General features: G+C 56.5%; 12 protein-coding genes. 6 read left to right on the forward strand and 6 right to left on the reverse strand.

Annotated features, from left to right (window positions below):
- Position 1: 1 nt before the first annotated feature.
- Together thrC and K5I40_RS14930 are read left to right on the forward strand one after the other, a co-directional pair.
- A complete protein-coding gene (thrC, locus tag K5I40_RS14925) occupies positions 2-1,288 on the forward strand; it encodes a threonine synthase (protein ID WP_223074993.1) in 1,287 nt (428 codons plus the stop codon).
- Positions 1,289-1,538: 250 nt separating this feature from the next.
- A complete protein-coding gene (locus tag K5I40_RS14930; RefSeq protein WP_138370391.1) occupies positions 1,539-1,826 on the forward strand; it encodes a DUF2502 domain-containing protein in 288 nt (95 codons plus the stop codon).
- A 29-nt stretch (positions 1,827-1,855) separates the two neighbouring features.
- Here K5I40_RS14930 and yaaA read toward each other — a convergent pair whose 3' ends face one another.
- Both yaaA and K5I40_RS14940 read right to left on the reverse strand, forming a co-directional pair.
- Positions 1,856-2,629 (reverse strand): peroxide stress protein YaaA, encoded by a 774-nt coding sequence (gene yaaA, locus K5I40_RS14935; RefSeq protein ID WP_223074992.1) that lies wholly within the window; start codon positions 2,627-2,629, stop codon positions 1,856-1,858.
- 66 nt (positions 2,630-2,695) lie between these two features.
- On the reverse strand, positions 2,696-4,126 hold the full coding sequence (locus tag K5I40_RS14940) for a sodium:alanine symporter family protein (RefSeq protein WP_223074991.1): 1,431 nt from the start codon (positions 4,124-4,126) through the stop codon (positions 2,696-2,698).
- Between the two features lie 260 nt (positions 4,127-4,386).
- Here K5I40_RS14940 and tal point away from each other — a divergent pair, with 260 nt between their 5' ends.
- From tal to K5I40_RS14955, 3 genes are all read left to right on the forward strand, one after another.
- A complete protein-coding gene (gene tal / locus K5I40_RS14945; protein WP_223074990.1) occupies positions 4,387-5,340 on the forward strand; it encodes a transaldolase in 954 nt (317 codons plus the stop codon).
- A gap of 111 nt (positions 5,341-5,451) precedes the next feature.
- Positions 5,452-6,039, forward strand: a complete 588-nt coding sequence (gene mog, locus K5I40_RS14950; protein ID WP_139564288.1) for a molybdopterin adenylyltransferase — start codon at positions 5,452-5,454, stop codon at positions 6,037-6,039.
- 123 nt (positions 6,040-6,162) lie between these two features.
- Positions 6,163-7,452, forward strand: coding sequence for an MFS transporter (locus tag K5I40_RS14955; RefSeq protein WP_139564289.1), 1,290 nt, complete (start codon positions 6,163-6,165; stop codon positions 7,450-7,452).
- 29 nt (positions 7,453-7,481) lie between these two features.
- Here K5I40_RS14955 and K5I40_RS14960 read toward each other — a convergent pair whose 3' ends face one another.
- From K5I40_RS14960 to satP, 4 genes are all read right to left on the reverse strand, one after another.
- The gene (locus K5I40_RS14960) at positions 7,482-8,618 is read right to left on the reverse strand and encodes an ABC transporter substrate-binding protein (RefSeq protein ID WP_223074989.1); all 1,137 of its coding nucleotides are present in this window, start codon (positions 8,616-8,618) and stop codon (positions 7,482-7,484) included.
- 15 nt (positions 8,619-8,633) lie between these two features.
- A complete protein-coding gene (locus K5I40_RS14965; protein ID WP_223074988.1) occupies positions 8,634-9,410 on the reverse strand; it encodes an ABC transporter ATP-binding protein in 777 nt (258 codons plus the stop codon).
- Positions 9,407-10,480 (reverse strand): iron ABC transporter permease, encoded by a 1,074-nt coding sequence (locus K5I40_RS14970; RefSeq protein WP_039030439.1) that lies wholly within the window; start codon positions 10,478-10,480, stop codon positions 9,407-9,409. Before K5I40_RS14970 ends, K5I40_RS14965 begins: the two co-directional genes overlap by 4 nt.
- A 252-nt stretch (positions 10,481-10,732) precedes the next feature.
- Entirely contained in the window at positions 10,733-11,302 is a 570-nt protein-coding gene (gene satP / locus K5I40_RS14975) for an acetate uptake transporter (RefSeq protein ID WP_039030438.1), read from the reverse strand.
- 296 nt (positions 11,303-11,598) lie between these two features.
- Between satP and dnaK the strand changes: the two genes are divergently transcribed.
- Positions 11,599-13,518 (forward strand): molecular chaperone DnaK, encoded by a 1,920-nt coding sequence (dnaK, locus tag K5I40_RS14980; protein WP_223074987.1) that lies wholly within the window; start codon positions 11,599-11,601, stop codon positions 13,516-13,518.
- Positions 13,519-13,600: the final 82 nt, after the last annotated feature.

Consider the following 13,600-nt stretch of genomic DNA (forward strand, 5'->3'; position numbering starts at 1 on the left):
GATGAAACTCTACAATCTTAAAGATCATAACGAGCAGGTAAGTTTTGCACAGGCCGTAACGCAGGGGCTGGGCAAAAACCAGGGGCTGTTCTTCCCGCACGACCTGCCGGAATTCGGTCTGACCGAAATCGACGACATGCTGAAGCAGGATTTCGTCACCCGCAGCACCAAAATTCTCTCCGCCTTTATCGGCGACGAGATCCCGCAGGAGCTGCTGGAAGAGCGCGTCCGCGCGGCCTTTGCCTTCCCGGCACCGGTAAGCCAGGTGGAGCCGGACGTCGGCTGTCTTGAGCTGTTCCACGGCCCGACGCTGGCCTTTAAAGATTTCGGCGGCCGCTTTATGGCGCAGATGCTGACCCACATCAGCGGCGATAAGCCGGTGACCATCCTGACGGCCACCTCCGGCGATACCGGTGCGGCGGTTGCGCATGCCTTCTACGGCCTGAAAAACGTCCGCGTGGTGATCCTCTATCCGCAGGGGAAAATCAGCCCGCTGCAGGAAAAACTGTTCTGTACTCTTGGCGGCAACATTGAAACCGTCGCCATCGACGGCGATTTCGATGCCTGTCAGGCGCTGGTTAAGCAGGCCTTCGATGATGAAGAGCTGAAGGTAGCGCTGGGTCTGAACTCCGCGAACTCCATCAACATCAGCCGTCTGCTGGCGCAGATCTGCTACTACTTCGAAGCGGTGGCCCAGCTGCCGCAGGAAGCGCGTAACCAGCTGGTGATCTCGGTGCCGAGCGGCAACTTTGGCGACCTGACCGCAGGCCTGCTGGCGAAATCTCTGGGCCTGCCGGTGAAACGCTTTATCGCCGCCACCAACGCCAACGACACCGTTCCGCGCTTCCTGAAAGAGGGCAAGTGGACGCCAAACGTTACGCAGGCCACCCTGTCTAACGCGATGGATGTGTCCCAGCCTAACAACTGGCCGCGCGTGGAAGAGCTGTTCCGCCGTAAAATCTGGCGTCTGAATGAGCTGGGCTATGCAGCGGTGACTGACGAAACCACCAAACAGACCATGCGTGAACTGAAGCAGGTGGGTTACACCTCTGAACCGCACGCTGCGGTAGCCTATCGTGCCCTGCGCGATCAGCTGAACCCGGGCGAGTACGGCCTGTTCCTCGGCACGGCGCATCCGGCGAAGTTCAAAGAGAGCGTGGACGAGATCCTCGGTGAATCTCTGCCGCTGCCGAAAGAGCTGGCCGAGCGCGCCGATCTGCCGCTGCTGTCGCACAACCTGCCGGCCGATTTTGCTGCGCTGCGTAAGTTGATGATGACCCGCGGGTAAACGCTTTTTGCCCGGTGGCGCTGCGCTTACCGGGCCTACAAAACATGCGATCGCGTAGGCCGGGTAAGGCGAAGCCGCCACCCGGCTTTTTTGTGAAGAAATTAAGGAGAAAAATAGCAGGGAAAAAGTAGAAATTCCCAATAAATGCGGTCACTTACAGAATAGGATTGCAGAGAATAACATCCTCCATGCCCCTCACGTAATCTCCTTACATCGGCCCACAACGGGCAGGATTAATAAGGAGTAACCTATGTCTAAACTGAAACCTGTGCTTATCGCGCTTTCTCTGATGCTGGTGGCTCCGATGGCGGTTCAGGCCTCTGAAATCACACTGGTTCCGGCGGTCAAATTACAGATTGGCGATCGGGATAAACAGGGACACTACTGGGATGGCGGCCGCTGGCGCGACCATGACTGGTGGAAGTCACATTATGAGTGGCGGGACAACCGCTGGCACCCGCATGATGAACATCATGATAATCGCCACAACGATCGTCATGACGATCACCGTCCGGGACCGGACTGGAAGCATCATTAACAAAACCCGCCAGGTGGCGGGGTTTCGCATTACTGCTCGTGACGCTTAAAGACCAACTCGCCTTTTCCTGAAGCTTCTTCATCAAAGAAATAACCTTCGCTGTTAAAGGCGGTCAGTTGCTCTGGCTTCGTCAGGCGATTTTCAATGATGTAGCGGCTCATCAGACCACGGGCTTTCTTGGCATAGAAGCTGATGACTTTAAACTTGCCGTTTTTCTCGTCAAGGAAGACTGGCTTAATAATCTCTGCATTCAGCTTCTTCGGTTTGACGGCTTTGAAATACTCATCTGAAGCCAGATTGATGACAATGTTGTCACCCTGGGCTTCCAGGGCATCGTTCAGCTTGTTGGTAATGGTCTCGCCCCAGAACTGATAGAGATCTTTCCCTTTCGCATTTTCCAGGCGGATACCCATCTCCAGACGGTAAGGCTGCATCAGATCCAGCGGGCGCAGCACGCCGTACAGGCCGGAGAGCATACGCAAATGCTGCTGGGCGAAATCAAAATCCGCTTCGCTAAAGGTTTCTGCCTGCAGGCCGGTGTAGACGTCGCCTTTGAAGGCCAGAATCGCCTGACGCGCATTCGACGGCGTGAAATCCGGCTGCCAGTCGTGAAAACGGGTGGCATTCAGATCCGCCAGCTTGTCGCTGATGCTCATCAGGCTCGCAATTTGCGGGGCCGAAAGCTTACGCGCTTCGCGGATCAGCTGTTGCGAATGATCCAGCAGTTCCGGCTGGGTATAGCGCCCGGTGGCAAGTGGGCTCTGGTAGTCGAGCGTTTTAGCAGGTGAAATCAGAATCAGCATATCCAGTCCTTGCAGGGGAAGTGGTGCGACTTTATCAAAAAAACCGCCTCGAGTGATCGATGGCTGTTATCGACGCGGCAAATCATCCCAGGCGCCGGGGGCGAGTTGCTCTTCAATTTCAGGATAACGCGAGACGTCGAAAACCGGCTGAACCCCGAGCTTGCGCTGGCGCAGATAGTCCCGGGCGATCAGGGTTACCACCGGGGAGAGCAGCAGGATGGCCGTCAGGTTGGTGATCGCCATCAGCGCCATGATGATATCCGCCAGCTGCCAGACCGTCGGCAGGCTCAGCAGCGATCCGAGCAGCACCATCACCGCAACGCCGCCCCGCAACAGCCAGCGCGAGCGCCGGGCATCAGGGTGCAAAAAGAGCAGGTTGTTTTCGGCATAAATGTAATTCACCACAATTGAGCTGAAGGCGAACAGGATGATGATGAACCCCACGAATCCGGCACCCCAGCCTCCGGTCAGATTTATCAGCGCCTGCTGTATTATCTGTATGCCTGCGGTATCTGCCGGGAGATCCACCGGGCCTGCCAGCAGCACAATCATGGCGCTGGCGGTACAGATGATGATGGTATCGACGAATACGCCGATCATCTGCACGATCCCCTGGGAGGCCGGGTGAGGGGGCCAGGACGCGGCAGCTGCGGCGGCATTGGGGGTTGAGCCCATACCCGCTTCGTTGGAAAACATGCCGCGCTGAAAACCTGCCGTCAGGGCCTGACTCAGGGTGTAGCCCAGCGCTCCGGCCGCCGCTTCGCGCCAGCCAAAGGCGCTTTTAAAGATCAGGTTGAAAACCGCCGGTAACTGTTCGGCATGCCAGGCACAGATAAGCAGGCTGGCCATCACCCACAGCAGCGCCATCACCGGCACCATCCACTGCATCAGCCTGGCGACGCCTTTAATGCCGGTGACGACCACCACCAGGGTGAGCGCGGCCAGCGTGCCGCCGGTCAGAACCTCCGGGCAATCGAAGGCAAAGCGCAGCGCGTGGGCGACAGAGTGGGCCTGAACGGTGTTGAAAATGAGGCCGTAGGCGACGAGCAAAAAGATCGAAAACAGCACGCCCATCCAGCGCATGCCGAGGCCCCGGGCCATATACCAGGCCGGGCCGCCGCGAAACTGCCCCTGTTTATCCGCTTCTTTATACAGTTGCGCTAACGAGCACTCCGCGAAGGAGGTCGCCATGCCGATGATGGCGGTCATCCACATCCAGAATATTGCCCCTGGCCCACCGGCGGAGATCGCCAGCGCGACACCGGCTAAATTGCCGCTGCCGACCCGGGCCGCCAGGCTGGTGCAGAGCGCCTGGAACGAGGTTAAACCTCCCGGCTGGGGGCTCAGGCTGTTTTTCAGATTTTTTCGCAGTTGGGGAATAGAGCGAAACTGAATAAAGCCGCTGCGAACGGTGAACCAGATACCTGCCGCAAAAAGCAGGTAAATCATCATCGAACCCCAGAGGACTTCATTAATAAACGACAGATAATCAGGCATTAACGTCCCTCTTGTTGATGCCAAAGTGAATAGGTAATCGTTTCGAATGATTGAGCAAACAGTTAATTAGCAGCCAATTAATTTGAGGAGTTTATCACAGTATTCTTCAGCGCATTGTCTGCGGTTGCGCTGACATTCCGTCGTGTTATCATCAGGGCAGACCGGTTACATCCCCCTAACAAGTAAACCTGTCATTTTTCCGTTTCTGGCATCCGCTGGTAACGCGAATTATCCAGGGCAAGTTAAAGAGAAACACTATCATGACGGATAAATTAACCTCCCTTCGTCAGTTCACGACTGTTGTCGCTGACACCGGAGATATCGCGGCAATGAAGTTGTACCAGCCGCAGGATGCCACAACGAACCCTTCTCTGATCCTTAACGCTGCACAGATCCCTGAATACCGCAAACTGATTGATGAGGCTGTTGCCTGGGCGAAAAGCCAGAGCGATTCCCGCGATCAGCAGGTTGTTGATGCGACCGACAAACTGGCCGTTAACATTGGTCTGGAGATCCTGAAGCTGGTTCCGGGCCGTATCTCTACCGAAGTGGATGCGCGTCTGTCCTATGACACCGAAGCGTCCATCGCTAAAGCCAAACGCCTGATTAAACTGTACAACGATGCTGGCATCAGCAACGACCGTATCCTGATCAAACTGGCTTCCACCTGGCAGGGCATCCGCGCTGCAGAGCAGCTGGAAAAAGAAGGCATCAACTGTAACCTGACCCTGCTGTTCTCCTTCGCGCAGGCGCGCGCATGTGCAGAAGCGGGCGTGTTCCTGATCTCTCCATTCGTGGGCCGTATTCTGGACTGGTACAAATCCAACACCGATAAGAAAGAGTACGCGGCAGCTGAAGATCCGGGCGTGGTTTCCGTTACCGAGATTTACGAATACTACAAGCAGCACGGCTATGAAACCGTGGTGATGGGCGCAAGCTTCCGTAACGTGGGCGAGATCCTGGAACTGTCTGGCTGTGACCGCCTGACCATCGCACCTGCGCTGCTGAAAGAGCTGGCAGAAAGCGAAGGCGCAATCGAGCGTAAGCTGAGCTTCAGCGGCGAAGTGAAAGCCCGTCCAGAGCGCATCACTGAATCCGAGTTCCTGTGGCAGCACAACCAGGATCCAATGGCGGTAGACAAACTGGCGGACGGTATCCGTAAGTTTGCAATCGACCAGGAAAAACTGGAAAAAATGATCGGCGAACTGCTGTAATCATTCTGGCGTGACCGGGCTCCCGGTCACGCTACCTCTCTCGTATCCTGTCTCAATCTCCTTCCTGCGTGTATCATTCCCCTCAATCTGTATTGTTTGAATGGAATGAATATGAATACCTTACGCATTGGCTTAGTTTCTGTCTCTGACCGCGCCTCCAGCGGTGTTTATGAAGATAAAGGCATTCCTGCGCTGGAAGCCTGGCTGGCTTCTGCCCTGACTACGCCGTTTGAAGTGCAAACGCGTCTGATCCCGGATGAGCAGGCCGTCATCGAGCAAACCCTGTGTGAACTGGTTGATGAAATGAGCTGTCATCTGGTGCTGACCACGGGCGGAACAGGGCCCGCGCGCCGGGATGTGACGCCGGACGCAACCCTTGCCGTTGCCGACCGTGAAATGCCGGGCTTTGGCGAACAGATGCGCCAGATCAGTCTACACTTTGTGCCAACGGCAATCCTGTCACGCCAGGTCGGGGTGATCCGCAAGCAGGCGCTGATCCTCAACTTACCGGGCCAGCCGAAGTCGATCAAAGAGACGCTGGAAGGCGTAAAAGAGGCTGACGGCAAGGTGGTGGTGGCGGGGATTTTTGCCAGCGTACCGTATTGTGTACAGCTTCTGGAAGGGCCTTACGTCGAAACCGATCCGCAGGTGGTAGCAGCTTTTCGCCCGAAAAGCGCAAGGCGTGAAATAATCTCCTGAAATTAACAATAATGTGACATAAGCTGTAACGACGGTAGCCTGCTAATTGATTTACGGTATAGTAATTTTTTCTTTACGATCGCTGTAAATATAACTCAACAATTCAGCCCATAATGGTTCGCTATGTCACACTACACCCGGCCTCTCAATCGTCAGGATTATAAAACCCTCACGCTTGCCGCTCTCGGCGGCGCGCTGGAGTTTTATGATTTCATCATCTTCGTCTTTTTCGCCGCTGTCGTCGGGGAGCTGTTCTTCCCGGCAGACATCCCCGAATGGCTGCGTCAGGTTCAGACCTTTGGCATTTTCGCCGCCGGTTATCTGGCGCGCCCGCTTGGCGGCATCGTGATGGCCCACTTTGGCGATCTGGTGGGGCGCAAAAAGATGTTCACCCTCAGCATCCTGCTGATGGCGGTACCGACGCTGGCGATTGGCCTGCTGCCGACCTATGCCTCGATGGGCATTCTCGCGCCGGTACTGCTGCTGCTGATGCGCATCCTGCAAGGGGCGGCGATTGGCGGTGAAGTGCCGGGCGCGTGGGTGTTTGTGGCGGAACATGTTCCGGCCCGGCGGATCGGCATTGCCTGCGGCACGCTGACCGCGGGGCTGACCGTCGGCATTCTGCTCGGCTCGGTGGTGGCGACGCTGGTCAATACCAGCATGACCCAGCAGGCGGTGCACGACTGGGGCTGGCGTATTCCGTTCCTGCTTGGCGGGGCCTTTGGTCTGGTGGCCATGTATCTGCGTCGCTGGCTGCAGGAGACGCCTGTGTTCCTTGAGATGCAGCAGCGCAAGGCGCTGGCGCAGGAGCTGCCGGTTAAAGCGGTAGTGGTGCGGCACAGAAAGGCGGTGGTGGTATCGATGCTGCTGACCTGGCTGCTGTCGGCGGGCATCGTGGTGGTGATCCTGATGTCGCCGGTCTGGCTGCAAAAACAGTACGGCTTTGCCCCGGCGGTGACGCTGCAGGCCAACAGTATCGCCACCATCATGCTGTGCTTTGGCTGCCTGATTGCCGGTCTGGCGGTGGATCGTATCGGCTCCAGCCTGACCTTTATCATCGGCAGCCTGCTGCTGGCCGGGTCGAGCTGGGCGTTTTACCATCTGGCGGGCAGCCATCCCGAACAGCTGTTCCTGCTCTACGGTACGGTGGGGCTTTGCGTGGGCGTGGTGGGTGCGGTGCCTTATGTGATGGTTCGCGCCTTCCCGCCGGAAGTGCGCTTCACCGGTATTTCATTCTCCTATAACGTTTCATACGCCATCTTCGGCGGGCTGACGCCGGTTGCCGTCACCCTGTTGATGGGCGTGTCGCCGATGGCGCCCGCGTGGTACGTGCTGGCGCTGTCGCTGATGGGGCTGGCGCTGGGGATCTGGCTGCGTCAGAAACCGGTGGAAGTACCGGTCCTCGCGGGATAAAAAATGCCGGGCTCTGCCCGGCATTTTTATTAGTGCGAAGGGGTGTAGCTCAGGATGATGTTGTCATCCGGGATGTGGCTGAAATCAGTGATGATAGCGTGGTAATCCGCCTGCGGCTCCACATCCTTAAACAGCGTTGGATAGAAGATTTTGCTCAACGTCTCGATGGCGACGATGTTGTATGGGTTGTTATAGAAGTGGTGATAAAGCGCCCCGGTATGGCCCTGAGCCACCGCCGGAATGCTGGCCACTCCCTGACGCCCAACCAGCGCGTTGAACGCCGTCGTTACTTCGCCTGCCGGAACGTTATAGCCAAACGGGATAATGGCCGTGCCTTTGCCCGGGCGTTTTGAGCCGGTCATCAGGTAGTAATCCGGATTGAGAGAGATAATCTTCTCCACAGAGACATTCCCGGTCGCACCTGGCAGCAGCTGTGACCCGATATTGATCCCGCCCGCGGCTTCTACCAGTCCGCCCCAGCCGTTACGCGCGTGGGTAAAGCAGCAGCCATTATCCAGCCCGCCGACGCCGGCAATAGGTTCGATAAAGACCAGCGGTTTTTTGCTGACGGTTGCCAGACGCTGGTGGATTTTATCCAGACGCTGCTGATAGAAATCGATGTAGGCCTGGGCGCGAGCGGTCTGGCCCAGCACCTTACCCAGCAGGGCAATGCTCGGCAGGGTGTTCTCTACCGGGTGCAGCTCGTAGTCAACGAAGATGACCGGAATGTGCAGGGCTTCGAGCTTCGTGAGCACGCCGGACTGCACCAGCGAGGGCTTAGCGCGCAGCTGGGCGATCATCAGGTCTGGCTGGCGGGAGATCACCGTTTCGAGGTCGACATTTCCCTGGTCGGAAAACTTCATGTCGAGGATCTTCTCCGCTTCCGGCCACTTGCCCTTCAGCACATTCCAGGTTTCGGTATCCTGCTTTTTCGGCAGATTGTTCCACGCCACCACCTTCGCGAACGGGTTATCGCGCTCCAGCAGCGCCAGGGCGAAGATGTCGCGTCCGTCCTGCAAAATAATGCGCTGCGGTTCGTGTTCTACCGTGACCGTGCGGTTATCCATATCCTTGACCGTTACCGGCCAGCTCTGCGCCTGGGCGATGAGCGGCGTAATGAACAGTGCCAGCCCTCCGGCGGCGGCGATGAGTTTTTTTAGCGTCATGTTTTCCCCGTCTTTTTATGGTGTTAACCCGTCGACCACCACATGGGGCAGTCCGCGGGAGCAGTATTCAACCCGGCCGTCCACGCCATAAACCGCTGCCAGATTGACGGGCGTGACCACCTCTCCCGGCAGGCCGCTGGCGATCAGCTCGCCGGCTTTCAGCATCAGGGCATAGTCCGCATGGCGCAGGGCAATGTTGATGTCGTGGATCACCACGACGGTGACGATGTTGCGCAGCCGCGTTTCGCGGGCGACGATGTCCATCACTTGGAACTGGTAGTTAAGATCGAGGGCGCTCAGGGGCTCGTCCAGCAACAGCAGGTCGGGCTGGCGGATCAGAGACTGCGCGAGGCCAATCAGCTGCTTTTGCCCGCCGGAAAGTTGATCCAGAAAACTCATTGCCAGATGGGCGACGCCCAGCTTTTCAAGAATGGCGTACGCCTCCTGCTCAACGTTTTGCGTATTCACGCTGCCGCTGGCACGACGGGCGACGATCACCGATTCCAGCGCATGCAAATGCACGCCCTGAGGCAGGGATTGCGGGAGATAAACCACCTTCTGCGCCCGCTTTGCCGGGGGCAGGGTCATCAGATCCTCGCCGTTAAGCAGTAACTCGCCCTGAGCGGGATTCAGGTCTGCCAGCGCGCGCAGCAGGGTCGATTTACCCGAGCCGTTCGGCCCCAGCAGGGCGGTTATCTGTCCGCGAGGAAGTCGTGGGGTGGTTAGCCCGCTGATGACTTTTTTCTTGCGATAGCCGGTGCGCAGATCCCGGACGCGAAGGCCGTCGGTCATACGTTCCCCCGGTTACGAATAATGATGCTCAGGAAGAACGGCACCCCCACCAGCGAGGTGACAATGCCAACAGGAATGATGACGCCGGGAACGATGTTCTTGGAAAACACGGAGGCCAGCGAAAGCACCAGAGCGCCAATCAGCATGCTGCCGGGCAGATAAAAACGGTGATCCTCGCCAAACATCATGCGCGAGATATGCGGCGCCACCAGGCCAATAAAGCCTACCGGCCCGACAAAGGCGACGGTCAGCGCCGAAATAATGCTGATGCGTAGCAGCGTCGCCAGGCGCAGCTTTTTGACGTTAATCCCGAAGCTGACGGCGCGATCTTCTCCCAGACGCAGCGCCGTTAGCTTCCAGGCGTTTTTCAGCGACAGCGGCACGATAATCAGCAGCGCCACGGCCAGAATAGCCAGCTTATCCCATGAGGCCCTTGCCAGGCTGCCCATTGTCCAGAAGACCAGCCCCTGCAGGGTGTCTTCACTGGCAACGAACTGCAAAATGGAAATCAGGGCGTTGAAGGTAAAGACCAGCGCGATGCCGAACAGCACCACGCCGGACGTCGCCACGCGGGTCCAGCGGCTGATGCCATCCAGAATAAAGCAGGCCAGCAGGGCAAAGACAAAGGCGTTTGCCGGAATAAACCACTTATCGGCAATACCGGGAATGCCCAGCCCGAGCACAATCGCCAGGGCAGCGCCGAAGGAGGCGGCAGACGACACCCCAAGCGTGAACGGGCTGGCGAGCGGGTTGTTAAGGATGGTTTGCATCTCGGCTCCGGCAAGCCCCAGCGCCATACCGACGGCGACCGCCATCAGCGCAAACGGCAGCCGCAGCTCCCAGACAATGACGCGCGTACCGGCATCGACTGAAGCGGCATCGACCAGGGTGTGCCAGAGCGTAGAAACGGAGATGCCCGAAGGACCGAGCGTGAAATCGAGGATCAGGGAGCAAAGTATAAAGAAGAGCAGCACGCCTGCCAGGGTAAAACGCCTGACAAGGACTTTACGGTAATGCGACGCGATAATGGCTTCGCCAGTTTGCTCGCGGGCGGCAAGGCTGGAATTCATCAGATAACCCTATGCAACACAAAAGAATCATTTATCCCCTGCTGGTTCCATTTTAGTGGCTGCCTGATATCCATTATCCGGGATGCGCGGGTCACACTATTCGCAATGATAATGCTTATCAATTAAATGAGGTGATTATTGCCGTTCTGTTTACGTATCGTTTCTGATGCGGCTAAAAAACAGTCAGATTTAAAAAGGGGAAAGCGCAACCGCAGAGGGGAGTTCGTGCCCGCAGGGCGGGCACGAGGGGGATTAGTGTTTTTCACCAATCGGCAGCACGGTACGACCGAACTGCTCGTTCAGGACTTCACCCATTGCCAGGTAAATGGCGCTGGCGCCGCAGACCAGGCCAATCCAGCCCGCCACGTGAATAATGGCTTCACCGTTGCTCACCAGGTGGCCTACGCACAGCAGGGCGAACAGCACGGTCAGGCTCAGGAACACGAACTGCAGCGCGCGGTTACCCACCAGCGTGCCGAAGAACATGAACAGCGTGAAGACGCCCCACAGGCCCAGATAAACGCCCAGGAACTGCGGGTTTGCCGCTTCGGTCAGGCCCATTTTCGGCATCAGCAGAATGGCGACCAGGGTCAGCCAGAATGAACCGTAAGAGGTGAACGCGGTTAAACCGAAGGTATTGCCTTTCTTATATTCCAGCAGGCCCGCGAAGATCTGTGCGATACCGCCATAAAAAATGCCCATCGCCAGGATAATGCCGTCCATCGGGAAGAACCCGATGTTGTGCAGGTTCAGCAGGATGGTGGTCATGCCAAAACCCATCAGGCCCAGCGGAGCCGGATTAGCCAACTTAGTGTTGCCCATAAGTCCTCAAAAAAATCATCATTAATATGGTGAAATGGTGAATCCCACGCCAATTCTCCCTGGCGGGGCGCGGCATCATAATGGGCGCTATCGATGCCGTCTATGATCTAATCAGGGTGAAATTAAAAATTTTTTTATCCGCCCCCCTTGATGGTTGCCGTTGCGACCCCATCTTGTAGTCAACCGCAGTGTGTGGACCTGAAAAAATTCAAATCTGGACAGTTGAAAAAGCATCTTCTGCCCTTATTACAGGTACACAACCACATGTTGACCGAATTTATAGTGGAGACGTTTAGATGGGTAAAATTATTGGTATCGACCTGGGTACTACCAACTCTTGTGTAGCGATTATGGACGGCACTACTGCACGTGTGCTGGAGAATGCCGAGGGCGATCGCACCACGCCTTCTATCATTGCCTATACCCAGGATGGTGAAACTCTGGTTGGTCAGCCGGCTAAACGTCAGGCAGTGACAAACCCGCAAAACACACTGTTTGCGATCAAGCGCCTGATTGGCCGTCGCTTCCAGGACGAAGAAGTGCAGCGTGATGAAGCCATCATGCCGTACAAAATCATCGGCGCTGAAAACGGCGACGCCTGGATTGATGTTAAAGGTCAGAAAATGGCACCGCCGCAGATCTCTGCTGAAGTGCTGAAAAAAATGAAGAAAACCGCTGAAGATTACCTGGGTGAGCCGGTAACTGAAGCCGTTATCACCGTTCCAGCTTACTTCAACGATGCTCAGCGTCAGGCGACCAAAGACGCCGGCCGTATCGCGGGTCTGGAGGTCAAACGTATCATCAACGAACCAACCGCAGCGGCACTGGCCTACGGTCTGGATAAAGAAGTTGGCAACCGCACCATCGCGGTATACGACCTCGGTGGTGGTACTTTCGATATCTCTATTATCGAAATCGACGAAGTTGACGGCGAAAAAACCTTCGAAGTTCTGGCAACCAACGGTGATACCCACCTGGGTGGTGAAGACTTCGACAGCCGCATGATCAACTATCTCGTTGACGAATTTAAGAAAGATCAGGGCATTGACCTGCGTAACGACCCGCTGGCCATGCAGCGCCTGAAAGAAGCCGCAGAAAAAGCGAAAATTGAGCTCTCTTCTGCGCAGCAGACCGACGTGAACCTGCCGTATATCACTGCAGACGCGACCGGTCCAAAACACATGAACATCAAAGTGACTCGCGCGAAACTGGAAAGCCTGGTAGAAGACCTGGTTAACCGTTCCATCGAGCCGCTGAAAGTTGCTCTGCAGGACGCGGGCCTGTCCGTATCCGAAATCCAGGACGTTATCCTGGTCGGTGGTCAGACGCGTATGCCAATGGTTCAGAAGAAAGTGGCTGAATTCTTTGGTAAAGAGCCGCGTAAAGACGTTAACCCGGACGAAGCCGTTGCTATCGGTGCTGCCGTTCAGGGTGGTGTACTGACCGGTGAAGTAAAAGACGTACTGCTGCTGGACGTTACCCCGCTGTCTCTGGGTATCGAAACCATGGGCGGTGTGATGACGGCGCTGATCGCCAAAAACACCACCATCCCAACCAAGCACAGCCAGGTGTTCTCTACCGCTGAAGACAACCAGTCTGCGGTAACCATCCATGTGCTGCAGGGTGAGCGTAAACGTGCCGCGGATAACAAAGATCTGGGCCAGTTCAACCTCGATGGTATCAGCCCGGCGCCGCGCGGCATGCCACAGATCGAAGTCACCTTCGACATCGATGCTGACGGTATCCTGCACGTTTCCGCGAAGGACAAAAACAGCGGTAAAGAGCAGAAGATCACCATCAAGGCCTCTTCCGGTCTGAATGAAGAAGAGATCCAGAAAATGGTTCGCGAAGCAGAAGCGAACGCCGAGTCTGACCGTAAGTTTGAAGAGCTGGTTCAGACCCGCAACCAGGGTGACCATCTGCTGCACAGCACCCGTAAGCAGGTTGAAGAAGCAGGCGATAAACTGCCAGCTGACGACAAAACGGCTATCGAGTCTGCACTGAGCGAGCTGGAAGCGTCCCTGAAAGGCGAAGACAAAGCCGACATCGAAGCGAAGATGCAGGCGCTGGCGCAGGCTTCCGAGAAGCTGATGGAGATCGCTCAGCAGCAACACGCACAGCAGCAGGCTGGCGCGGGTGCTGACGCTTCTGCCAACAACGCGAAAGATGACGATGTTGTCGACGCAGAGTTTGAAGAAGTGAAAGACAAAAAATAATCGCCCTTTGAACGGGTAATACACTGGCACGGGCGAAGAGGTTTCCTCTCCGCCCGTGCACGCATGTTAGGGGCAGATAAAA

The sequence above is a fragment of the Leclercia sp. LTM14 genome (assembly GCF_023736175.1).
Taxonomy (GTDB): Bacteria; Pseudomonadota; Gammaproteobacteria; order Enterobacterales; family Enterobacteriaceae; genus Enterobacter; species Enterobacter barmai.

What these genes read in the sequence shown, in the direction of transcription:
- thrC (WP_223074993.1), top strand. Translation starts at nt 2, where the DNA reads ATGAAACTCTACAATCTTAAAGATCATAACGAGCAGGTAAGTTTTGCA.
- satP (WP_039030438.1), bottom strand. Translation starts at nt 11,302, where the DNA reads ATGGGCAACACTAAGTTGGCTAATCCGGCTCCGCTGGGCCTGATGGGT.
- K5I40_RS14955 (WP_139564289.1), top strand. Translation starts at nt 6,163, where the DNA reads ATGTCACACTACACCCGGCCTCTCAATCGTCAGGATTATAAAACCCTC.
- K5I40_RS14965 (WP_223074988.1), bottom strand. Translation starts at nt 9,410, where the DNA reads ATGACCGACGGCCTTCGCGTCCGGGATCTGCGCACCGGCTATCGCAAG.
- K5I40_RS14940 (WP_223074991.1), bottom strand. Translation starts at nt 4,126, where the DNA reads ATGCCTGATTATCTGTCGTTTATTAATGAAGTCCTCTGGGGTTCGATG.
- K5I40_RS14960 (WP_223074989.1), bottom strand. Translation starts at nt 8,618, where the DNA reads ATGACGCTAAAAAAACTCATCGCCGCCGCCGGAGGGCTGGCACTGTTC.
- dnaK (WP_223074987.1), top strand. Translation starts at nt 11,599, where the DNA reads ATGGGTAAAATTATTGGTATCGACCTGGGTACTACCAACTCTTGTGTA.
- yaaA (WP_223074992.1), bottom strand. Translation starts at nt 2,629, where the DNA reads ATGCTGATTCTGATTTCACCTGCTAAAACGCTCGACTACCAGAGCCCA.
- mog (WP_139564288.1), top strand. Translation starts at nt 5,452, where the DNA reads ATGAATACCTTACGCATTGGCTTAGTTTCTGTCTCTGACCGCGCCTCC.
- tal (WP_223074990.1), top strand. Translation starts at nt 4,387, where the DNA reads ATGACGGATAAATTAACCTCCCTTCGTCAGTTCACGACTGTTGTCGCT.
- K5I40_RS14930 (WP_138370391.1), top strand. Translation starts at nt 1,539, where the DNA reads ATGTCTAAACTGAAACCTGTGCTTATCGCGCTTTCTCTGATGCTGGTG.
- K5I40_RS14970 (WP_039030439.1), bottom strand. Translation starts at nt 10,480, where the DNA reads ATGAATTCCAGCCTTGCCGCCCGCGAGCAAACTGGCGAAGCCATTATC.